At 63.5% G+C, this 22,893-nt stretch carries 19 protein-coding genes; 13 read left to right on the plus strand and 6 right to left on the minus strand.

Annotated elements, in window-relative coordinates; genetic code table 11:
• The first annotated feature begins 4 nt into the window (after positions 1-4).
• Positions 5-1,315: a DUF3422 family protein gene (locus DXH78_RS01085; protein WP_115515328.1), complete on the plus strand. Its 1,311-nt coding sequence runs from the start codon at positions 5-7 to the stop codon at positions 1,313-1,315.
• Between the two features lie 67 nt (positions 1,316-1,382).
• On the opposite strand, the gene DXH78_RS01090 is transcribed toward DXH78_RS01085, so the two are convergent.
• A complete protein-coding gene (locus DXH78_RS01090; protein ID WP_115515329.1) occupies positions 1,383-3,077 on the minus strand; it encodes an FAD-dependent oxidoreductase in 1,695 nt (564 codons plus the stop codon).
• A gap of 415 nt (positions 3,078-3,492) precedes the next feature.
• Here DXH78_RS01090 and DXH78_RS01095 point away from each other — a divergent pair, with 415 nt between their 5' ends.
• The 3 genes from DXH78_RS01095 to DXH78_RS01105 are packed head-to-tail and all read left to right on the plus strand — an operon-like array spanning position 3,493 to position 9,261.
• Positions 3,493-4,263: an ImuA family protein gene (locus tag DXH78_RS01095; protein WP_115515330.1), complete on the plus strand. Its 771-nt coding sequence runs from the start codon at positions 3,493-3,495 to the stop codon at positions 4,261-4,263.
• Entirely contained in the window at positions 4,184-5,758 is a 1,575-nt protein-coding gene (locus DXH78_RS01100) for a Y-family DNA polymerase (RefSeq protein WP_245416695.1), read from the plus strand. Before DXH78_RS01095 ends, DXH78_RS01100 begins: the two co-directional genes overlap by 80 nt.
• A gap of 38 nt (positions 5,759-5,796) precedes the next feature.
• Positions 5,797-9,261 carry an error-prone DNA polymerase gene (locus DXH78_RS01105; protein ID WP_115515332.1) on the plus strand — a complete coding sequence of 1,155 codons (3,465 nt, stop codon included), beginning with the start codon at positions 5,797-5,799 and terminating at the stop codon, positions 9,259-9,261.
• On the opposite strand, the gene DXH78_RS01110 is transcribed toward DXH78_RS01105, so the two are convergent.
• Positions 9,258-10,160, minus strand: a complete 903-nt coding sequence (locus tag DXH78_RS01110) for a shikimate dehydrogenase (RefSeq protein ID WP_115515333.1) — start codon at positions 10,158-10,160, stop codon at positions 9,258-9,260. The two genes, DXH78_RS01105 and DXH78_RS01110, sit on opposite strands and share 4 nt — an antisense overlap.
• Before the next feature lie 178 nt (positions 10,161-10,338).
• On the opposite strand from DXH78_RS01110, the gene DXH78_RS01115 reads away from it, so the two are divergent.
• Positions 10,339-11,244 carry a 2-hydroxyacid dehydrogenase gene (locus DXH78_RS01115; protein WP_115515334.1) on the plus strand — a complete coding sequence of 302 codons (906 nt, stop codon included), beginning with the start codon at positions 10,339-10,341 and terminating at the stop codon, positions 11,242-11,244.
• 61 nt (positions 11,245-11,305) lie between these two features.
• Positions 11,306-11,704 (plus strand): MAPEG family protein, encoded by a 399-nt coding sequence (locus DXH78_RS01120; protein WP_115515335.1) that lies wholly within the window; start codon positions 11,306-11,308, stop codon positions 11,702-11,704.
• A 10-nt stretch (positions 11,705-11,714) separates the two neighbouring features.
• On the opposite strand, the gene DXH78_RS01125 is transcribed toward DXH78_RS01120, so the two are convergent.
• Complete coding sequence (locus DXH78_RS01125) at positions 11,715-12,803, minus strand: LLM class flavin-dependent oxidoreductase (protein ID WP_115515336.1); 1,089 nt, start codon at positions 12,801-12,803, stop codon at positions 11,715-11,717.
• A gap of 142 nt (positions 12,804-12,945) precedes the next feature.
• Between DXH78_RS01125 and DXH78_RS01130 the strand changes: the two genes are divergently transcribed.
• From DXH78_RS01130 to DXH78_RS01150, 5 genes are all read left to right on the plus strand, one after another.
• Positions 12,946-13,944: an NAD(P)-dependent oxidoreductase gene (locus DXH78_RS01130; RefSeq protein ID WP_115515337.1), complete on the plus strand. Its 999-nt coding sequence runs from the start codon at positions 12,946-12,948 to the stop codon at positions 13,942-13,944.
• Positions 13,945-14,271: 327 nt separating this feature from the next.
• Positions 14,272-15,141: a branched-chain amino acid ABC transporter permease gene (locus tag DXH78_RS01135; protein WP_115515338.1), complete on the plus strand. Its 870-nt coding sequence runs from the start codon at positions 14,272-14,274 to the stop codon at positions 15,139-15,141.
• Entirely contained in the window at positions 15,142-16,104 is a 963-nt protein-coding gene (locus DXH78_RS01140; protein ID WP_115515339.1) for a branched-chain amino acid ABC transporter permease, read from the plus strand.
• Complete coding sequence (locus tag DXH78_RS01145; RefSeq protein WP_245416696.1) at positions 16,101-16,880, plus strand: ABC transporter ATP-binding protein; 780 nt, start codon at positions 16,101-16,103, stop codon at positions 16,878-16,880. The genes DXH78_RS01140 and DXH78_RS01145 overlap by 4 nt, the downstream gene beginning before the upstream one ends.
• Position 16,881: 1 nt before the next feature.
• Entirely contained in the window at positions 16,882-17,634 is a 753-nt protein-coding gene (locus DXH78_RS01150) for an ABC transporter ATP-binding protein (RefSeq protein WP_115515340.1), read from the plus strand.
• Positions 17,635-17,824: 190 nt separating this feature from the next.
• Here DXH78_RS01150 and DXH78_RS01155 read toward each other — a convergent pair whose 3' ends face one another.
• The gene (locus DXH78_RS01155) at positions 17,825-19,099 is read right to left on the minus strand and encodes an amino acid ABC transporter substrate-binding protein (protein ID WP_115515341.1); all 1,275 of its coding nucleotides are present in this window, start codon (positions 19,097-19,099) and stop codon (positions 17,825-17,827) included.
• A gap of 234 nt (positions 19,100-19,333) precedes the next feature.
• On the opposite strand from DXH78_RS01155, the gene DXH78_RS01160 reads away from it, so the two are divergent.
• Both DXH78_RS01160 and DXH78_RS01165 read left to right on the plus strand, forming a co-directional pair.
• Positions 19,334-20,110: a cyclase family protein gene (locus DXH78_RS01160; RefSeq protein WP_115515342.1), complete on the plus strand. Its 777-nt coding sequence runs from the start codon at positions 19,334-19,336 to the stop codon at positions 20,108-20,110.
• Between the two features lie 145 nt (positions 20,111-20,255).
• Complete coding sequence (locus tag DXH78_RS01165) at positions 20,256-21,518, plus strand: M20 family metallo-hydrolase (protein WP_115515343.1); 1,263 nt, start codon at positions 20,256-20,258, stop codon at positions 21,516-21,518.
• Here DXH78_RS01165 and DXH78_RS01170 read toward each other — a convergent pair whose 3' ends face one another.
• A complete protein-coding gene (locus tag DXH78_RS01170; protein WP_115515344.1) occupies positions 21,519-22,121 on the minus strand; it encodes an HdeD family acid-resistance protein in 603 nt (200 codons plus the stop codon). It lies immediately after the preceding gene.
• Between the two features lie 66 nt (positions 22,122-22,187).
• Positions 22,188-22,724, minus strand: coding sequence for a CreA family protein (locus DXH78_RS01175; RefSeq protein WP_115515345.1), 537 nt, complete (start codon positions 22,722-22,724; stop codon positions 22,188-22,190).
• Positions 22,725-22,893 lie beyond the last annotated feature (169 nt).

Genomic DNA, 22,893 nt, shown 5'->3' on the forward strand with positions numbered 1-22,893 from the left:
CGCCATGAGCGCCGAAGTCAGCATCGGAAACGGCAGTGAAGCGCGGCTCCGTCCGCATCCCCTGCGCGCGGCTGTGCTCGGCGAACTGCATGCCCGGCCGTTCACGCCCTTGGAGACGCCGCGCCGCGTCCTGCATTTTGCCTTCGACACCTCCGGCGAGGCGGCGAGCGCTGACCGCGAAGCCCTGGCCGAATTCTGCGCCGGGCGTGGGCTCGAGCCGCTGCTGCCGGCCGCCAAGCATCATCGCGTCAGCCTCAGCGGCACCGCGCTGCGATGGGAGCAGCACACCGAATTCACCACTTATACTTGGGAGCTGCCGGCGGACGCCGGCCCGCCATTCCATCCCGCGGCCACCGGGCTCGCCGCGCCGATGGCGCAGGTGCCGCAGCCGGGGCCGTTGCTGGTCGCGCTCGACCTGCATCTGTTGCCGGACAACCGCGACAAGCCGGTCGCAGTCGACACGCTGTTCGATCATGCCAGTCTCGCGGTCGCCGAGAATGCCGACGGCACGGCGCTGTTCGCCACCGACTTTCAGGCCGATCCGTCGGGCTTCGTCCGCATCGTCGTGGTCGATCGCGGCCTCGAACCCGAACGCGCCGGCGCCATCGTGCAGCGGATTATCGAGACCGAAACCTATCGCACCCTGGCGCTGCTCGGCCTGCCAGAGGCGCACCGCATCCAGGCCTCGATCGGCCGCATCGAAACACGGCTTGCCGAGCTGACGCAGGAAATCTGCACCGCGCACCAGTTGCCGGACAACCAGCGTCTGCTCGGTGAACTGACTGCGCTCGCTGCCGAACTCGAAGCGGGCGCCGGCACCAGCCATTATCGCTTCGGCGCCAGCCGCGCTTATAACGAAATCGTGCGACTGCGGCTTGAGACCATCGGCGAGCGCAAGGCCGGCATCTATCCGACATGGAGCTCGTTCCTGGCGCGGCGTCTGGCGCCGGCGATGCGCACCTGCATCACCACCGAGGAAAGACAGGCGACCTTGTCGGCACGGCTGTCGCGCGCTGCGAACCTGTTGCGCACGCGCGTCGACGTCGAACTGGAGCGGCAGAACCGCGATCTCCTCAAGTCGATGAACGAACGCACGCGACTGCAACTGCGACTGCAGACCACGGTCGAAGGCCTCTCGGTAGCGGCGGTAAGCTATTACGTCGTCGGTTTGTTTCACTATGCCATCGAAGGCGCGCACGCCAAGGGCCTGCATATCGACACGACCTTTGCCACGGCGTTGTTCGTGCCGGTGGCGATCGCGATGATCTGGCTGGTGGTGCGCGGCATCCGCAAAAGGCACGCCGGCGGAGAGTGACCGGCGATGGCTTACGCGGCGGCCTGTCGGACGAGGCGGCTGCCTTTCTCGCCAAATATTTCTAGCTTTACTCCGCCGCCTGCTGCACCGGCTCGTCGGCCAGCGCCAGCACCTGATGAATCTGCGACACCACCGCGGCGCCCTCGCCGATCGCGGCGCCGACGCGCTTGGTCGAGCCGGCGCGCACATCGCCGATGGCGAAAATGCCGGGCACGCTGGTTTCCAGCGAGTGCGGCGTCCGCGACGATCTGCGGTCGAACTCGGCGCCAGTAATGACGAAGCCCTTGCCATCGGTGGCGACGCAGCCTTCCAGCCAGTCGGCGTTCGGATCGGCACCGATGAACAAAAACAGATGGCGCAGCGGTAGGGACTTTTCGGTGCCGCTGCGGATCTCGCGGAAAGTGGCACCGCGCAGGCCGGATTTATCGCCTTCCAGTGAGACGATCTCCTTACCGACATGCACCGACACGTTCGGCAATGCCTTGATGCGGTCGATGAGATATTTCGACATCGTCTCCTCGAGCGCGCGGCGCACGATGAGATGCAAATGCTTGACCTTCGGCGCCAGGAAGACGACGGCTTGGCCCGCGGAATTTCCTCCGCCAATGAGCGCCACTTCTTCGCCTTCGCACAGCTTGGCTTCGATCGGCGAGGCCCAAAACGAAATACCGTTATTGTCGAAATCCGACAGGTTATCGATCGCCGGACGCCGATAGCGCGCGCCGGAGGCGACAATGACCGTGCGCGCCTGCAGCGCGCCGCGGCCGTCGGTCAGCTCGATGCGGAACGGCCTGCGCTTGGCGCAATCGGCATCGCCGCAATCAAGCTTGGAGACGGACAACGGAATGGCGATCTCGGCGCCGAATTTCTGCGCCTGATTGAAGGCACGGCCGGCGAGCGCCATGCCGGAAATGCCAGTCGGGAAACCGAGATAGTTTTCGATGCGCGCCGAGGCACCGGCCTGTCCACCGAAGGCGCGCGAGTCCAGCACGATCATCGACAGCCCTTCGGAGGCGCCATAGACGGCGGCAGCAAGTCCGGCCGGCCCGGCGCCGACCACAGCAACGTCATAGATCTTGCTGTGATCGAGCTCCGGCGTAATGCCGAGACAGGCGCCGGCTTCCGCATCGCTGGGCCGCTTCAGGAGCTTGCCATTCGGGCAGATCATCAGCGGCAGTTCGTCGTCGCGAATGCCGAAGCGCTCGACCGCATCGCGCGCGTCCGTGTCGGTTTCGACGTTGAGCACGGTGCACGGGTAACCGTTGCGCGACAGAAATCCCTGCAGCCGCACGATCTCCGGCATGTTCGGATGGCCGATCAGCAACGAGCCCGCGCCGTCGGTCTGGATTAACGCGACGCGGCGCAGGATGAAAGCGCGCATCACGACTTCGCCGATCTCCGCCGAGCCGACCATCAGTGCCCGGATATGAGCGGCGTCGAACGGCAGCGCGGTCAGGCCCTTCGGGCCGGCACGGCCGGAGGGAATCGAGCCGTTGCCACTCAATTGGCTGACCTCACCGGAAAACTGACCGGCGTCGTGCGAGATCACCGAGGCGAAACGGTGCAGGCCATCGCGGCGCACGATTTCCAGCGTGCCTTCCAGCACCAGATAGGCGGGGACATTGCGTTCGCCGGTGTCGAAGAGCGCTTCATTCGGCGCGAAGGTCCGCGCCGGACCGCTGGCGAAACGCGCCATGGTCTCGACCTGGGCCGGCTCGAGAACCGGGAACATCTGCTCGAAACGCTCGTCGGCGAGGCTCATGTCACACTCCTTGAACTACAGCGCTTCACGCTGCCGAGCCCTTTTGTCAATTGCAAGTCAACGTCCAGCGTCAAGAGACATCAGAGCTTGCCGGCATGCGTTTTGAATGATGGCGTCATGAAATCCAATCACTCGGGCCTCCGGCCTGGACACTGGTTTGGCAGTGCCGGTTTTTGTCGCCTGTGTGACGCATATCTGATCGGGCGCCGACAGCGAAATAACCTGGACAGGCTGATCGATAATGCCCCGGCTGTTCCCGGACGCCAGCGCTGCCGCCTGGTCGCGCCAAGAGCCCCCACTCGTTGTGGCTTGACGGCTTCCTCCGTCTTCGGCACATTAGAACAAATAGTGAACAATATAGAGGCCTATCCGCCGAATTCCGACGGATAACAAAGCTTCTTCAAAGGCTTGATCGATGCTCGATATGCTGCGCCAGCAGCTCATCCGCCTGCAGAAACCGGCCGGCATTGCCGACGCCCCGGCGGTGTTGCCATTGGGCGTCCCCGCTGTGGACGATGTGCTCGGCGGCGGGCTCTTGAGCGGCGCGCTGCACGAAATCGCGGCAACAAGCGAAGCGCATTTGCCGGCGGCGACCGGCTTTACGCTCGGGCTGGCGGCGCTGGCCACAGGCAACAAGAATTTCGTCTGGATCGCCGAGGACATGGCCCTCACCGAGAACGGCGCGCCTTACGGCGCCGGCCTCGATGTCTTCGGGCTGTCGCCCGAACGACTCGTCATCGTTGCCGTCGCGCACCGTCATGAACTGATGGCCGCGATGGAAGAAGCCCTGCGCTGCCGCGCCGTCGGTGTCGTGATCGGCGAGGTGCGCAACGGTACGCTCGATGCCGTCGCGGTGCGGCGGCTGTCGCTCGCGGCAAGCGATAGCGGCACCCTCGCCTTTTTCCTGCGCACGCAGCCGACCCATGACGCCTCCACCGCCGTGACACGCTGGGTGGTGGGGGCATCGCCTTCTGTCATTCCGGGACACGCACGTCAGTCCGCATCCCCAAATGGCAGCGAATTCGGCGCGCCGCGCTTTGCCGTTCATCTCACCCGCAATCGCCGCGGCCCGTCCGCGTCCTGGATTCTGGAATGGAGAAATCCCGATGACCGCTTCGTCCTCGCCGCGCCTCATGAGCCTGTGGCTGCCCCGCTTCGCCACCGACCGCATCAGAAGGTTGCGTGAGATTACAGCGCCGCTTGTCATCGCCGGCAAGCGTGGCAATGCCGATGTGCTGATCGCCATCGACGACTCCGCCGAACAACTCGGCCTCTCCGCCGGCATGGCACTGGCGCAGGCGCGCGCCATGCATCCGACGCTCGATGTCGTGCCGGAAGATGCGCGCGCCGATGGTGAACTGCTCGACAGCATCGCCGACTGGTGCCTGCGCTATACGCCGCTCGTCGCCTGCGATGCACCGGATGGCTTGCTGCTCGACATTTCCGGCTGCGCACATCTTTACGGCGGCGAGCGCGAACTGGTCGCCGATCTCGGCCGCCGTCTGACGCAAGCGGGCTTTGCCTATCGCGTCGCCATTGCCGGCACCATCGGCGCCGCCTGGGCCGCGGCGCATGACGGCCGGCCGGATGCTTACAAAAATGGCGAGGAGCGCGACATTCTCGCGCCGTTGCCGCTTTCCGCGTTGCGCCTGCCGCCGCCGGTCATCGCTTCGCTTGGCCGCGTCGGCCTGAAAACGATCGGCGCCATCATCGACATGCCACGTTCACCGCTCACCGCGCGGTTCGGTGCCGAGCTGCTGCGTCAGCTTGACCGCGCCCTCGGTCGTGAACATGAGCCGCTGACGCCGCGCCTGCCGATTGCACCTTACGTCGCCGAGAAACGCTTTCACGAGCCGATTGCCCGCGAGGAAGACGTCCTCCGCACCGTCGAGAAGCTGGCGACACGGCTGGCGACGGCGCTGGAGCGGCGCGGCGACGGCGCCCGCCGCATCGAGCTGACCTTGTTCCGCACCGACGGCGTCCTGCGCCGCATCGCCGCCGGCACCGCGCGACCGCTGCGCGATGCTGCCGACATGCGCGCCCTGTTTGCCGAACGCCTCGCGACCATCGCCGACGAACTTGATCCCGGCTTCGGCTTCGACATGGCCCGGCTGTCGGTGCTGATCGCCGAACCGGCGCCGGCCGAGCAGATCGGCATGGGATCGGCAGACGATGCCGGCGAACTGGTGCGTCTGGTCGATCGCCTGAGTGCGCGACTCGGCGCGCAACGTGTGCGACGCGTCGTGGCGCAGGACAGCCATATTCCCGAAATCGCGTCGATCACCTTGCCCGCACAGACGACGGTGAAAGACGACGGCTGGGCCGCTTTCAACCGGCATCGCAGCGCCATTGAACTCGCGCCGCGGCCGCTGCGGCTGCTCAGCAAGCCGGAGCCGATCGAAGCCGTCGCCGAAGTGCCGGACGGCCCGCCTTTGCGCTTCAAGTGGCGGCGCGCGCTGCACGATGTCGTTGTCGCCGAAGGTCCCGAGCGCATCGAGGGCGCGTGGTGGCAGGAAGCGAATGAAGCGGAAGTATCGCCCGCCGGCCACCGCGCCCGCGATTATTTCCGCGTCGAGGACAAAAGCGGTCATCGCTTCTGGCTGTTCCGCGCCGGGCTCTATCGCGATCTTGTCCCCGGCACCGCGCCGCCCGCGTGGTTCGTGCACGGAATGTTCGGGTGAGAGCTCTCTCACCCTCTCCCGCCAGGGGGGAGAGTTAGATGCGTTACGTCGAATTCGCCACCGCAACCAATTTCTCGTTCTTGCGCGGCGCCTCACATCCCGAGGAACTGATGCTGCAGGCACAGACCCTCGAGCTATCGGGCATAGGCGTCTGCGACCGCAACACGGTTTCCGGCGTGGTGCGCGCGCATCTGGCCAAACGCGAACAGAAATTGTCGCTCGCCTATCACCCCGGCGCGCGTCTCGTTTTCTCGGACGGCACGCCCGACATTCTCGTCTATCCGCGCGACCGCGCCGCCTGGGGTCGGCTGACGCGCCTGCTCACCGTCGGCAATCTCCGCGCCAAAAAGGGTGACTGCATTCTCACGCTCGACGATCTCGTCGCCCATGCGTTCGGGCTGGAGCTGGTGGTGATGCCGGACACAAACGCAAAAGAGACAATCGCTGCCCTCCGTCCGCTCGCTCCCGGCCGTGTACGACTCGCCGCCACCATGCTCTATCGTGGACAGGATCGCGCCCGGCTGATGCGCCTCAAGGCACTGGCGCAAGACACCCAGGTACCGCTGATCGCCATCAACGACGTACATTATCATCATCCCGACCGCCGCCCGCTTGCCGATGCGCTCACCTGCATTCGCGACAAGGTGACCATCGACCGTGCCGGGCGCCGCCTTGCCGTCAATGCCGAACGCTTTCTTAAAGCCCCGACCGAGATGGCACGGCTGTTCCGCGACGCGCCGGAAGCCATCGAGGAAACGATGCGCCTTTCCAAGACGCTGACCTTCTCGCTCGACGAACTAAAATATGAATACCCCGACGAAACCATGGTCGGCTTTCCCGACGCACAGTCCGCGCTTGCGCATCTCGTTCACGAGGAGGCGGTGAGGACCCGCTATCCGCAGGGCATACCGAACAAGGTAAAAGCCCTGCTCGATCACGAATTGCAGCTCATCGCGGAAAAGAAATACGCGCCCTACTTCCTGACCGTTTACGACATTGTCAGGCAAGCGCGTTCGCTGAACATCCTCTGTCAGGGTCGCGGCTCGGCGGCCAATTCCACCGTGTGCTACTGCCTCGGCATTACCGAGGTTGATCCCAACGAGAACAACCTCCTGTTCGAGCGGTTCATCTCCACGGAGCGACATGAGCCCCCCGACATCGACGTCGACTTCGAACATGAGCGCCGCGAAGAAGTCATTCAGTATATCTACGGGAAATACGGCAGCGACCGCGCCGGAATCGCCGGCACCGTCATCTGCTATCGTGGCCGCTCCGCCATTCGCGAGGTCGGCAAGGCCTTCGGCTTGAGCGAAGATACGATCGGCGCGCTGTCGTCATCGATCTGGGGCGGTGGCGGCGGCAATGTCTCGGAGGCCAGCGTCAAACGCACCGGGCTCGATCCGGACAGCTTCCGCATGAAGCAGGTGGCGGCGCTGGCGCAGGAGATTTCCGGCTTCCCGCGCCACCTGTCGCAGCATGTCGGCGGCTTTGTCATCACCCGCAGCCGACTCGATGAAGTGGTGCCGATCGGCAATGGCGCGATGGACGAGCGCACCTTCGTCGAGTGGGACAAGGACGATCTCGATGCGCTGGGCATTCTCAAGGTCGACGTGCTCGGCCTCGGCATGCTGTCCTGCATCCGCAAGGCCTTCGACCTGATGGAAAAGCATTATCCGGAGGCGACGCCGCCGGGCAAAAGGCTCGCCACCATTCCGTCGAAGGATGAGGCTCTCTATCGCATGCTCGGACGCGCCGACTCGCTCGGCGTGTTCCAGGTCGAAAGCCGCGCGCAGATGAGCATGCTGCCGCGCCTCAGACCGAAGGAATTCTACGATCTCGTCATTGAGGTGGCGATCGTCCGGCCGGGCCCGATCCAGGGCGACATGGTGCATCCTTATCTTCGTCGGCGAGAGAGCAAGGAGAAGATCGTTTATCCCTCAAAAGAACTCGAAGATATTCTGTCGAGAACCCTCGGCGTGCCGCTGTTTCAGGAACAGGCGATGAGTATCGCCATCGTTGCCGGCGGTTTCACACCGGGCGAAGCCGATAATCTGCGGCGCGCCATGGCCACCTTCAAGCGCACCGGCACCATCGGCACGTTCCGCGACAAGATGATCAAAGGCATGCTGGCAAAAGGCTACGAACGCGGTTTCGCCGAACGCTGTTTCAGCCAGATCGAAGGCTTCGGTGAATACGGCTTTCCGGAAAGCCATGCCGCCAGCTTCGCGCTGCTCGTCTATGCCTCGGCCTGGCTCAAATGCCACTACCCGGACGTGTTCGCCGCCGCGCTACTCAATGCGCAACCGATGGGCTTTTATGCTTCGTCGCAGATCGTACGCGACGCGCGCGAGCACGGCGTCGAGGTGCGCGCGCCGGATATCAACCACTCCGATTGGGATTCGACGCTCGAACCCGGCACATGGGACGATTCACGCCTGCATGACCTGCATAAAGACATGCGTAGCGATATCCGTACCGCCCGCGCCGTCCGTCTCGGCCTCCGTGAAATCAAGGGCATGAGCGAGAACGATGCGGAGCTGATCGCGGCAAAGCGCGGGGCAATCGCATACGACTCCGTCCGCGATCTGTGGCTGCGCACCGGCTTGCACACGCGCATGCTGGAACGGCTGGCCGATGCCGATGCTTTCTCATCGCTCGGGCTTACCCGCCGCGATGCGCTATGGGCGGCGAAAGCGCTCGGCCGCGTTGGCGACCAGAATGACGATCTGCCACTGTTTGCTGCCAGAGCAGCCAACTCAGCCGCCATATCCTACGCAAGCGGGGTATCCGGCACTGCCCTTGCAAAAGCTGGATCGTCTGCCTTCGCGGGCGATGACGGTGACAGAAATGACCTTCGCCATTTCCGCGAACCGGACATCGCGCTTCCGCCGATGCCGCTCGGCGAGGAGGTCGTCAACGACTATCGTTTTCTCCGCCTGTCGCTGCGCGCGCATCCGGCTGAGTTCCTGCGCGCCGACCTGTCCGCGCGTAACATCGTCGGTAACGATGCGCTGCGCGCCCTCAGGACCGGTGCACGCGCCACCATTTCCGGACTTGTCACCTGCCGGCAGCGACCGGGCTCAGCCAAGGGCGTAGTGTTCATGACGCTGGAGGATGAAACCAGTGTTGCCAATGTCATTGTCTGGCCCAAGATGTTCGAGCGGGTGCGGCCGATCGTGCTCGGCGCACGCTATGTATCGGTGACCGGCCGCGTGCAGTCGGAGTCGGGCGTCATCCACGTCGTCGCCGATGAAATCGAGGATCTCACTTTCCTGCTGGCGCGGCTGGCCGAACAAGGCGCCGATATCGACAGCCTCGTCCGCGCCGACGAAGTGCGCCGGCCGGTGCAAGAGATGCGCGAGGCCCACCGCAATGGTGGCCGCGAAAGCAGCCTCGAACGCCTCATTCGCGAGATGCCGGAACTGGCCGCCGATCTCGGCGTGCATGCACCTGGCTCGGCGCATATTCCGTTGCGCAGCGCCTCGGCGCGGAAAGCACGTTAACCGCGCGGCTTCTTCGGCGCCCGGGGCTTCACTGTTTTATCCGGGCTCGCCGGCTTCGGCGCCGCCATCGGCGCCAGATCTTCCTCGATCACTTTGCGCAGTTCCGGCGTCACTTCGGGCTTCACCCCGAACCACAATTCAAAACCACGCACGGCCTGGTGCAGCAGCATGCCGAGCCCGTCGGCAACCCGCAGGCCCTTGTCGCGCGCCGCGGCAAGCAGTTTGGTCTCGAGCGGAACATAGACGAGGTCCGAGACCACCATCGACATTGGACAACGCAGGTTGATGTCGATTTGCGGCTGACCGACCATGCCGAGCGAGGTGGTGTTGACCAGAAGCCCGGCGCCGCCGAGCAATCCCGTCATCTCGCCCCATTGCGCGACATTGACGCGCGCGCCAAAACGCGCGCGCAAAGCCTCGGCGCGCTCCGGCGAGCGATTGACGACATGGATGCGCTGCACGTCGCGCTGGATCAGCGCATAGACCACGGCGCGCGCGCCGCCGCCGGCCCCCAGCACCACGGCGCTTTCCAGGCCACGATCCCAGCCCGGCGTTGTCTGATCAAGATTGGCAAGGAAGCCTTCGACGTCGGTGTTGGTCGAGCGCAGCTTGTCACCATCGAACCACAAAGTGTTGGCGGCGCCGACCGCCTTGGCGCGATCGTCGGCAACCGTCAACTCCATCGCCGCCTGCTTGTGCGGTACCGTGACGTTGCACCCGACATAGCCGCGCTCGCGCAGGTGCGTAATGAAGTCGGCGAACTGCTCGGGCGGAATCGCCTCCTTGCGATACTCCGCATCGATGCCGTGTTTCTTCATCCAGTACTGATGGATGAGAGGCGAGCGCGAATGGCCGGCCGGCCAGCCGACAACACACACCGCTTTACGATTGTCACTCATGCCCCGAAATCACCCACATTCAGACTCGCCTAGGCCGCCCAGAACGTTTTGATGACGGTCCCGACGCGCCGCGCTACCAGCTTTGGCGTCCATCCGCCCCCGGCGCCCGCATTTATGCTTTGCCTGCAGGGCCGTCAACGCCGTATCCTCGCCACTCCCTTCCACAGTGGTTCAGGCGATGAAATCCATCTTTTTTGACTGCAATGACCAGCTCGGGCCGGTCTGGGAACAGGTTTTGCGCCCGGACGATCCCCCGATCGACGTCAACATGACGCCGTTCAAAAAGGAGGAACTGCCGCTGGTTATCGCCGGCTACGACATCGCCATCGACGACCACTCCTACATGCCGACCGATCTGGTCGAGCGCTGCAAGCAGCTCAAGCACATCGTGTTCCTCGGCACCGGCGCAGCGAGCTACATGAACATCGCCGAGCTGAAAGAGCGCGGCATCACCGTTCACATCATCAAGGGCTATGGCGACGTTGCGGTGGCCGAACACACCATGGCGCTGCTGTTCGCCTGCGCCCGCGATATCGCGCGCATGGACCGCGAAGTGCGCGGCGGCAGCTGGGCGCCGAAGGAAGGCATGCAGCTTCAGGGCAAGACCGTCGGCCTCATCGGCCTCGGTGGCATCGGTGGTGAATTTGCCCGCATGGCGGCCGGCATCGGCATGAACGTCATCGCCTACAACCGCACGCCCAAGCCTGAGCTTGGCATCAAGCAGGTCGATATCGAGGCGCTCCTCAAAACCTCCGATGTCGTGTCGCTGCATCTGACGCTCGGCGACGAGACCCGCGGCTTCCTTGGGGCCGAACGCATTGCCCTGATGAAGCACGGCGCCATTCTGGTGAACACCGCGCGCGGCGCACTGGTCGACGAACAGGCGCTCATTCAGGCGCTCAAGAGCGGCATCATCCGCCACGCCGGTCTCGACGTGTTCCATTCGGAGCCGCTCGATGCGAAATCCGAACTGGCGCAGTTGCCGAATGTGACGCTGAGCTCGCACGCCGCTTTCCGCACACTGGAAGCCTCGCAGACGCTGCTGCGGCGGGCCATCGATATCGTCAAATCGATCAAAGGCTAAACTTCGAATTGATCCAAAGTCACGTCTCGCGCGTTGTGAGCTAAACCGAAAGAGGTTCGCCATGCCGCTGATCGTCCCCGCTTACGCCGCCGTGCTCGGCCTCCTCTTCGCCGTGCTGTCGTTCCGTGTCGCCAATACACGGCGGGTCATGCGCATCGGGCTCGGCAGCGGCGGCGACCGGCAACTGGAGCGTTACATCCGCGTCCAGGCCAATTTCGCCGAATATGTGCCGATGGCGCTGATCCTGCTGGCTTTCCTTGAAGTGCAAGCCTGGCCGGAGTGGCTGTTGCACACGCTCTGCGCCTTGCTTCTCATTGCCCGCGTCGTTCACGCTCTCGGCGTTGCCCGCGAGCCGGAAGACATCCGCTTCCGCGCCTCGGGCATGGTGGCCACGCTGGCGGTGCTAATCGTGACATCGGTCCTGCTGCTCGCCGGCGGCATCTGGCAACCGTCGGCGTGAGCGATGAAAGCTAGCTCTCTATCGCCGCGTTGAGCTTCGGCAGCACTTTCTCCGCCAGTAGGATCATGGACCGGCGACCGAGATCGCGGTCGGCCCAATCCTTGCCGGCATAAAGCAGCGTGCCGAAATCGCCGACCGCGTCGCGATATTTCAGCAATTCATCGGCGACCTTGTCGGGCGTGCCGTAGGTGATGAGCTGGCTGCACACGGCTTCCAGCGTCACCTCGTCGTCCGGCTGATCGCGCCGCGTCTTGAACAGCTCGATACGGCCGTTCTTCTTCAACTTGGTGTAGAGCTGCTTGTAGTAGAAGACATAGGGACTGTCGGGGTCGGTGGCATAAGCCTTCGCCGTCTTCTCGTCGTCGGCCACAAAGATCGACCGCGCCACGCGCCAGTTTGCCGCGTCCACCGCGCGCCCAACGCGCTCGCAGCCTTCGACGTACTTCGGCCAGTGGCTTTTCACCCATTGCGGCATCAGGAAGTTGGCCGAGATCGGATCCCAGCCGCGCGCCGCGGCCTCCGTAACGCCCTTGGAAAACGGCGCCACCGCGGTGACGACGATCGGAGGATGCGGCCGCTGCAACGGTTTGGCGATGTAGCCCTGCCCTAATTCGGGAATGAACTGACGCGCCACACTGATGTCCCAGTATTTGCCGGTGAGGTCGTAAGGCGGCTCGCTTTGCCAGAGCGCAAGCACCTGGTTGATGGCCTCGAGGAACATGGCATTGCGGTCGGCGTCGAGATTGCCGAAAACCTCGGCATCGGACAACAGACCGCCGGGCGAGATACCGAACAGAAAGCGGCCGTCGAGCATGTGGTCGAGCATCGCAATCTGCGAAGCTACCGCCGCCGGATGCTGGTTCGGCATATTGACCGTGCCGGTGCCGAGCTTCATGCGCTTCACGCGGTCGACCAGGCTTGCCAGAAACACGACGCAGGAGGTGATGTTCTCGGCGCGGTCGGTGACATGCTCGCCGCAATAGGCCTCGGCGAAGCCCAGTTCGTCGGCCAGGATGAAGGCCTCACGGTCTTCGCGCAGCGATTGCCGCCAGTCCTTGTCAAGCGGGTGGATCGGCATCGTGAAAAAGCCAAGCTGCATCGCAATGCCTCCCGGTCATGTCTTTTTATTGCTGCCAACGATAGGCGAACGCGCAGCCGTTTGGAATGCCAAGGCTGCGCGTGACGCGGCCGCTCGCGCCATGGTACCCATTTAAAAGACCTGACACTGGGCAAGGCCGAACATGGCAAAGACAAAGAAGACGTCGAAAGCGTCGAAGCGATCGAAAAAGCGCGCGGTCGCGCGCCAGAGCAAAGGCACGGTGGGCATCGTCGGCCTCGGCATCATGGGCGGGGCTTTTGCCCGCCACCTCAAGAAGGCCGGCTGGCGCGTCGTCGGCTATGATCTCAGTGCGGCACGGCGGCTGGCGGCCAAGGATCGCGGCATTACGATCCTGCGCAACGCGACCGAGGTGGCGAAACAGGCGCCCGTCGTGCTGACGAGCCTGCCCTCGCCCAAGGCGCTGGAGTCGGTGGTGCATGAAATCGCCGGCGCCAAACTGCCGCCGATCACACTCGTCGAACTGAGCACCTTCGCCCTCGCCGACAAGCTGAAGGCCGAACGCCGCATGCGCAAAGCCAAGCACACCATGCTGGACGTACCGGTGAGCGGCACCGGGGCGCAGGCAGCGCGCGGCGATATCGTGTTCTACGCCAGCGGCTATAAAGCAGCGATCAAGCGGCTCAGACCGATGTTCGCCGATTTCGGCCGCGCCGCCTATGACGTCGGCGCATTCGGCAATGGCAGCAAGATGAAGTATGTCGCCAATTTGCTGGTCGCGATTCACAACGTCGCCAGTGCCGAAGCCATGGTACTCGGCATGAAGGCCGGGCTGCCGCCGCTGGCGATCCTCGAACTGGTCTCCGCCGGCGCGGGGCAATCGCGCATCTTCGACCTGCGCGGACCGATGATGGTGAAGAACGATTACGACGTCGTCACAGCGTCGCTCGATGTATTCGACAAGGATCTCAAGCTGATCGGCGATTTCGTCCGTGCCACCCGCGTACCGACGCCGGTGTTCGACGCGACGCGTCCGGTCTATGACAAGGCGATCAAATCCGGCCTCGGCGCCAAGGATGCCGCCGCAGTCTGCGCGGTTGTGGAAAAGATGGCGCGGCTCAAGCGCGACAAGACGGTGAAGGCGCCGAAGACGACGGGCCTCCGCCCACAAGCAACAGACTGAGCGTGCCGGCGGCGCTGCTACGGCGCTCCAGTGGGACGGCGCGCAACGCTCCGTGATGCCGCATGGATAGGCAGCGCTGGGCCGAGTCCCTGCCCGATCAACAGGCTAGCCAAGGCCATCCACTTCCTGCACACTGGGACGCAAGGCATGGGCGCCCGGCTGCGCACCGGCCACAAAAAGATCACTGGGGAGGTCAGAGTGCCGGCTATTGGCGGCCGATCACGCGAGCGCGAGGGTAGCGTTGCTTTTGATTTCACGATCGAAAGCCGAGCCTGTCGCACGTGACGCCGCCGTTCTGACGCAGCCGCCGGCCCGGCAGACGTTTTCATGCAGTTCGACCTGTTGATCAATGCCATCATCGCCGGCTTGATGCTCGGCGGCTTTTATGCGGCGGTCACCGCCGGCATTTCGATTTCTTTCGGTATGCTCGATATCGTCAATATCGCGCATCCGGGCTTCATCGTTCTGGGCTCCTACATCGCTTATATCGTCAATGCACAATTCGGTATCGACCCGATCGTCATCGCCATCCTGGCCCTGCCGGTGTTCTTTGCCCTCGGCACCGGGATCTATGGCATCTACTTCCATTCCTTCGAGAAGCACGGACAGGATGCGTTGCGCGGCCTCGCCTTCTTCTTCGGCCTGCTGTTCGTCACCGAAGTGCTGCTGATCCTGGTTTTCGGTGTCGATTACCGGACGGTGAGCACGGCCTATGTCGGCGGCAGCCTGAAAATCGGCGTCATGGAGTTCCCGCTGCGCATGCTGGTGCCAGCACTGGTGTCGTTCGCCATGTTCGCCGCCCTGCAGCTCTACATGTCGCGTACCTTCATCGGCCGCGCGGTGATGGCCGTGTCGCAGGACCCGCAGGCACTCGAACTGATGGCGGTCGATCCAACCCGCATCAAACGCATCGCCTTCTCGATCTCGATGGCGACCTGTGCGATGGCCGGCGCCTTCCTCATCGTCATCCAGCCAGTGCTGCCGTCCTCGGGACGAGAATATATCGGCCGGGTCTTCGCCATCTGCGTCCTCGGCGGGCTGGGCAGCCTGCCCGGCACGCTGATCGCCGCGCTGCTGATCGGCGTCATCGAAAGCATCGCAACGACCTTCTACGGACCCTCCTGGGCGCCGGCGGTGTCGTTCGGATTGCTCCTCCTCACTTTGGCCGTTCGGCCCTCCGGATTGCTGGGTCGTTAAATGAAGGCGCCGACATTCCTCCTCATTCTTACCGCCGTGGCCGCCGCCCTGTTCATGGCGTTCCGCCTTGTCGGCAACGATTACCTGTTCTTCGCCGGCTACACCGTGCTGCAATACGTCGTCATCGCCACCGCCTGGAACATCCTCGGCGGCTATTGCGGCTATGTGAATTTTGGCAGCGCCGGCTTCTTCGCGGTGGGCGTCTATTCAACCGTGTTTTTCCACAATATCGGCCAGATGGTCGATTTCCAATTGCCGATTCCGGTGCTGATCGTGATCGGCGGCATCATGTCGGGTCTGCTCGGCCTCGGCATGGGCTATCTTACGCTGCGCCTGCGCGGGGTGTTCTTCGCCATCGCTACACTGGCGTTGCTGGTGGTGATCGAAACCTTTGTCGTCAACTGGTCCTTTGTCGGCGGCTCGCGCGGCGCCTATATCATTCCCCCATCCGAAATCCCGATCCTCGGCGCCTTCATCCAGTATTTGTTCCTGCTGATGCTGATCCTGGTGGTGCTGTCTCTCGCCGCCGCGCGCACCATCGAACGCTCGCGTCTCGGCATCGGCTTTGCCACCATCCGCGACGACGAACTCGCCGCAGAAGCCTCCGGTGTCCCAACTTTGCGGCTCAAGCTGATCGCCACCGTCGTCTCCGGTGCGTTATTTGGCATGGCCGGCGCACCGTTCCCTTATTACATCGGCTACGTCGAGCCGAATTCCGCCTTCAACCTCGCCTATTCGGTGAATGCCATTGCCATGCCGATGATCGGCGGCACCATGACCTGGGTCGGGCCGATGGTCGGTGCGCTGCTGTTGTCAACGTTGCAGCAGGTCATCACGGTCACGATCTCGTCGGCCGCCAATCTCCTCATCACCGGCCTGTTGCTCATCGGATTCGTCATCCTCGCGCCCAAGGGTCTGGTCGGCCTGTGGCAAAGCCTAACCGCCGGGAGGAAACAGCCATGAGCCAGATCATGGGCCAGCCCGTTGCTGAGGAAGTGATTGGCGACGTGCCCCTGCTCGCCATCGAGCAGCTCGGCAAGCGTTTCGGCGGCTTCGTCGCGCTCGACACCGTCGATCTCAAGGTGCCGCAGGGCCAGCGCCTCGGCCTGATCGGACCGAACGGTTCGGGCAAATCGACTTTGGTCAACTGCATCAGCGGAACGCTGCAGAACGAAACCGGCAGCGTGAGCTTCGACGGCCAGCGGATTGATGGTTTTCCGGCGCACCGCCGCGCCCGGCTCGGCCTGGCCCGCAGTTTCCAGTTGCCGCGGCCGTTCCGCACCATGACGGTCGCCGAGAATGTGCGCGTGCCCTTGATCTACACCGTCGGCGCCCGCGCGGGCGTTCACCTGACTCAGAGCGAGCTTGAAGACCGCTGCATGGAAGTCCTGAGCCTTGTGGCGCTGCAGGACAAGGCCAACAAGAACCCCTTCGATCTCACCCAGGTCGAAATGCGCAAGCTCGAACTGGCCCGTGCCATGGCAGCGGAGCCGAAGCTGCTGATCGCCGACGAATCCATGGCCGGCTTGTCGCACTCCGAGGTCGAGGACATCGTCGCCCTGCTGATCCGCATGAACGAGCGCGGCGTCACCATTATCATGATCGAGCATATCATGCGCGCGGTGATGGCGTTCTCGCAGCGCCTGGTCGTGCTCGTATCCGGCCGCAAGATTGCCGACGGCGCGCCGGAAGACGTGATCAAGGACAAGGACGTGGTGGGGGCCTATCTTGGGACCTGACGTGACACCGGATCCGGCCCATGGCGCCAACAGTATCGCCGTCGAGGGCATCGACGCCGGCTACGGCCTGGTGCGCGTGCTCGATGACGTGTCGCTCAATGTCGGTTCCGGCGAGACCGTGGCGCTGCTCGGCACCAACGGCAACGGCAAAAGCACGTTGATGAAATGCATCATGGGTTGGGTGCGGCCGACAAAGGGCCGCATCGTCGCCGAAATCGACGGCGTCCGGCATGATCTCACAAAAATGGCGACGACCGACATCGTCGATCTCGGCATTGCGCTGGTGCCGGAAGGCCGCCGCCTGTTCCCGCGCCAGACCGTCGAGGAAAACCTGCTGCTCGGGGCCAGCCGGCCGAAAGCGCGACCCCACATCAAGACCAATCTCGATTTCTGTTTCGAGACCTTCCCGCGGCTCGCCGAGCGCCGCGGCCAACTCGCCGGCTCGATGTCCGGCGGCGAACAGCAAATGCTGGCGCTCGCCCGCGCGCTGATGCTCAACCCGCGCATTCTGCTGGTGGACGAGCCGTCGGTCGGCCTGTCGCCGCTTCTGGTCGGCCGCACCATCGACGCCATCAAGACGCTGAAGGAGCACTACAAGCTCACGGTGCTGATGGCCGAGCAGAATTTCACCCAGGCGCTGCGCATCGCCGACCGCGGCTACGTCATTGTCCACGGCAAGATCGAGTTCGAAGGCGCCTCGGCGGACGAACTGAACAACAACGATCTTATCCGGCAGTTCTATCTGGGGATGTGATGTCCTGCCCCGGACGCGGTGCAGCACAAGGTGCTGAACCGCAGATCCGGGGCCGTTCCAAATTTCGAAATTCGTGACGGTCCCGGGCGCGGCGCACCGCGAAGGTGCGCTGCGCCGCGCCCGGGACAAGAACAAAAAACGCCGCGGATTGCTCCGCGGCGTTTCGTCGTTTCAGCCCTCGATCAGGAGCTTACTTCATCGCCTTCTCGTAAGGATAGATCAGCTTGCCGGTGGCGAGGCTCGGCGGGTCGACCACGGTCTGGTAGCTCATGCCGCGCCAGGTCTCGAGGTTCGCCGCGTCAGTCAGGCTGTGGTACTGCACCTGCATCATGCGGCTGTCAGCCCATTCGCCCTTGGCGCCGAACTTGATCGGGCCGACCACGGTCTGGACGGTCGCCTTCTTCAGATATTCGGCAATCTTGGCGTCGTCGAAGCTCTTGGCACCCTTGATGCCGGCTTCCAGCACCTGCATCTGGGCATAGCCCCAGCCACCGAGATAGTAGCCGAGCGGATCGACGCCGGCAGCGCCGGCGCGCGACTGGTATTCCTTGTAGAAGGCTTCGGCGCCCTCATACATCTGCTTCTTGTCCGGCACCCAGGTCTCGTAATTGACGATGCCGTTGAGCTTGCCCTTGAGCTTGTCCTTGAACGGCGTGGCCTGCAGGCCGACCATGGCGCCGCCCATCATCTTCGGCTTGAGATCGACTTCGTGCGCCGCCAGCACCAGGCCGATCGAGTCGAGCGGATAAGAGCAGATCATCACCAGATCGGGATTCTCCGCCTTGATCGCGCGCACGATCGGGGCAAAATCCGTGGTCTTCGGCGGCGGCGGATAGGCCTTGTCGTAGACGATCTTGAGGTTCAGCTTCTTCGCGGTGGCGCGCGCGCCTTCGCAAGCGTTTTGCGAGAACTCGGCGTCGGCGAAGGTCAGCGCAATGGTCTGCGGCTTCGGCGACTGCTGCATCGCCACGTCGAACCAGCCCTGCGTGAACGAGCCCTTGGTGTCCTGGCCGGTCGGGATGATCGAGAAGTACTTGTCGTATTTGAACTTGTCGTTGATATCGAGGCCGAACAGACTGATGAAGGTCTTCTTCTTGCTCATCACGACCGGCATCGCCGGCGCGATCTGGTTCGAGGCGTAGCCGGAGACCACGAGGTCGACTTTGTCGACATCGATGAGCTTGGTGTAGATGCCCGGCACTTCGGAGCCCTGGCTCTTGTCGTCGTAGTATTTCAGCTCGACCTTTTTGCCGAGCAGACCGCCGGCCTTGTTGACTCGGTCGGCCCAGATTTCTTGACCGAGCAGCGCCTGCTTGCCGTTCGGCGACAGGAATCCGGTGAGCGATTGCGAGAACCCGATCTTCACCGTGTCCTGCGCATGGGCGCCCAGCGTCATGGCCGCCGTGACGGCAAGGCTAACGCCCGCAATCAAGGCAAGCTTCCGCGATTTGAGGCTATGCAGCATCTGTTTTTCCTCCCGAGGGTTTTAATTTTATTCGGTGACGCGATAATGCCAGTGACCGGCGCAACGGTCCACTGCGGCGTAAAAGCTGGAGCGAAGCGGCCGTGGCGCTTCGGTGGGCAGTGTCCCGCGGAGGCGGATTGTTGCACTGCACGATGATGTTGGTTGTTGCGATCAGTGCGCTGTCCCCGAATGATGCGCGCCAACAAGAACACTTCCCGGGAAGGAGCCCGCCCCATGCCGCGCCGGATCGTCGATATATCAATCCCGCTCGAGAATGATGTGGCGGCCGATCCGCCGGGCTACGGCCCCCAAATCCAGTACCTCGGTCATGAATCCACCGCCGCTGACATTCTCAAATTCTTTCCGGGGCTGAAGAAGGAAGACCTGCCGGACGGCGAAGGCTGGGGCTTCGAGTGGGTCAAACTGTCGACGCATTGCACGACGCATCTCGACGCGCCCTGGCATTTCGCCTCGACCATGGACGGCGGCAAACGCGCCATCACCATCGACGAGGTGCCGCTGGATTGGTGCTTCCAGCCCGGCGTCAAACTCGATTTCCGGCATTTCGCCGACGGCTATGTCGCCACCGCGGCCGACGTCGAAGCCGAACTCAAACGCATCGGCCATACTTTGGCGCCGCTGGACATCGTCGTCGTCAACACCAGCGCCGGCATGGCCTACGGCCAGCCTGACTACGTCGCCAGAGGCTGCGGCATGGGCCGCGAGGCCACGCTGTACCTATTGGAACGCGGCGTACGCGTCACCGGCACCGACGGCTGGAGCTGGGATGCGCCTTTCGTCTACACCATGAAGCGCTATGCCGAGACGCACGACCCCTCAATCATCTGGGAAGGCCATCGCGCCGGCCGCGATATCGGCTATTGCCACATCGAGAAACTTCACAATCTTGAAAGCCTGCCGTCGACTGGCTTCACGGTGAGCTGCTTCCCGGTCAAAATCCGCGGCGGCTCGGCGGGATGGACGCGGGCGGTGGCAATTATCGACGGGTAGGAACAAGTCCTTCCGGGACGCTCATGTAACGCGAACCCGGAGTCCAGAAGCTCGCTCCTGTCGCCGGATTCCGGTCTCGGCCTGCCGCCGATCCAGGAATGACGGAAAACTTTCGCGCCTGCGAAGGCACAGCTACCATGACAGTATGAACGCGACCGCCCTGCCGAACCTCCGCATCGATCCCGAACGCCTGTGGGCCGATCTCATGGAGAGCGCCAGGATCGGCGCGACGGCCAAAGGCGGCATTTGCCGCCTCACCCTCACCGATCTCGACCGTCAGGTCCGCGACTGGTTCAGAACCGCCGCCGAAAGTCTCGGCTGCACGGTCACCGTGGACGATATGGGAACGATGTTCGCGCGCCGCGCCGGCCAGCGGAACGACATTCCGCCGATCGCCATGGGCAGCCATCTCGACACCCAGCCGACCGGCGGCAAATTCGACGGCACCCTTGGCGTATTGGCCGCGCTGGAGGCTTTGCGCGCGCTGCATCGTGCCGGTTACGAGACCTTCGCACCGATCGAAGTGGTCAACTGGACCAATGAGGAAGGCTCGCGCTTTGCGCCGGCCATGATTGCATCCGGCGTCTTCGGCGGGGTTTTCACGCGCGACTGGGCGGTGGCGCGGCAGGATCGCGCCGGCGTGTCATTCGGCGACGCGCTTGAGGCCATCGGCTATCGCGGCGCACAGCGCTGCGGCGATCATCCGCTGTCGGCGTTTTTCGAAGTCCATATCGAGCAAGGCCCCTATCTCGAAATGGAGAACAAGAATATCGGCGTCGTCACCGGCGTGCAGGCGATCCGCTGGTACGACGTCACCTTCACCGGGCAGGACAGCCACGCCGGCACGACGCCGATGCACAGGCGGCACGACGCCCTGCTCGGCGCAGCGCGGCTGGTCGAGACCGTGAATGCCATCGCGCTCCGGCACAAGGGCTCGGTCGGCACCGTCGGCGTTCTCGAGGTCAAGCCGGCCTCGACCAACGTCATCCCCGGCGAGACCTATCTCACCATCGACTGCCGCGATCCTGACGAAGCGGTCCTCGATCGCATGGAACAGGACCTCAACGCGGCCGCCGAGGCGATCGCCCATGCGCTTGGCCTCGAGGTCGTGCTCAAGAATATCGTCAGGCAGCCTGCGGTGCATTTCGATCCGCAGTGCATCGAAGCGGTGCGGCGCGGAGCCGCGTCCGCAGGCCTGTCAACGCGCGACATGATGTCGGGCGCCGGACACGACGCTGCGTACGTCGCGCGTGTTGCGCCGGCATCCATGATCTTCGTGCCGTGCAAGGACGGCATCAGCCACAACGAGGCGGAATATTCGAGCAAGGAGCAGTGCGCCAATGGCGCACAGGTGCTGCTGCAGGCCGTGCTCGACTATGACCGGACGCTGGCGGAGAAGATGCGTTAGCTACGCAGCCTCGTTGCGCGCGTGCAGCGCCATCGCGATCAGCGCGACGCCGCCGAACACCATGTTGATGCCGACCAGAAGGCCGAGCGCCCAGACCGCCGTCGACGGCAGCCCCATGAGCAGCATCATCGCCAGCACCAGGTCGATCGCGCCGCTCGCCAGCATCCAGACCCACTGGCCGGACAATTCGCGGCGATGATCGAGCGCGAAGAAGATCGAGGCGATGCCTTCGATGATGAAGAAGGCGATCAGAATGAGGGTCAGCGACAGCGCGCCTCCGACGGGCTGCGCCAGCAGCCAGCCGCCGGCGAGAATGGCGAGCGCGGCCGAGATCAGCGCCCACCAGAAGCCCGGCGCGTTGCGCATCCAGAAGGTGGTGACGAGACCGATGACGCCGCTGATCAGGAACAGCCAGCCGAACAGGATAGTGACGGCAAGCGTCGCCAGCGGCGGAATGAGAATGGCGATGACGCCGAGGGCGACCAGCAGAATACCTTCGGCGAGATAGAGCTTCCAGTGCTCGTGGAGAGCCTTCACCACCGCCTTCTGCATGGTGGCGAGTTCGGTGTTGTCGCCCTGGGGCGTCGGCAGATCGGTCGGCATGTCAGTCTCCGTCGGCGTCATTCCGGGCCGGGAACTTAGCCCGGAACCTTGTCGTACGCCATTACCTTAGTTTTGCACCCAGTCAGCGCATTTGGGCACGTCGGTCTGCGAGCCCCATGGCATGATCGGCACGGACGAGGTCGAATTCTTCGGCGAGCCTTCGATGATTCGGTCGCTGTAGACCATATAGACCAACACGTTGCGCTTGAGATCACAGCCGCGCACAATCTGCATCTTCTTGAAGAACAGAGATCTGCGCTGACGGAACACGTCCTCGCCCTGCTCAAACTTCTCCTTGATTCGGATCGGCCCGACCTGCCGACACGCTAGCGAAATGTCGGACACTTCTTCCGCAACCCCAATCCAGCCCTTGAAACCGCCCCGCTCCGGCACGGTGAAATGGCAGGCGACGCCCTCCACATCCGGATCGTCGAGACCGTAGGTGGCAAGTTTGTCGTTCGGCGTCAGCCACTTGAAGACAGTCGACTTCTTGAAGATGAGGTCCGGCTGCTCAGCGGCGAAACTCGCATTCGCGCCGAGCCCCAGTGCCAATACCGCAACCAATACCACTCTCGTCCACCGCAACACGAAACCCTCCGCCATTAGTCGTAACCCAATGCAGATAGGAACTCTCACCGGCAGAGAAAAGATGTCGGCGGTACGATCGTGTCCGATCCAGATTATCAAGATGCGATGGAAAGCGCGCCTGCCAACCGAGTTAACGCGTCCATAAACTTGTCGGTCTAGATTCGCTGGGCAATTCCCGAAGAAT

It is taken from the genome of Undibacter mobilis (genome assembly GCF_003367195.1).
GTDB classification, from domain to species: Bacteria; Pseudomonadota; Alphaproteobacteria; order Rhizobiales; family Xanthobacteraceae; genus Pseudolabrys; species Pseudolabrys mobilis.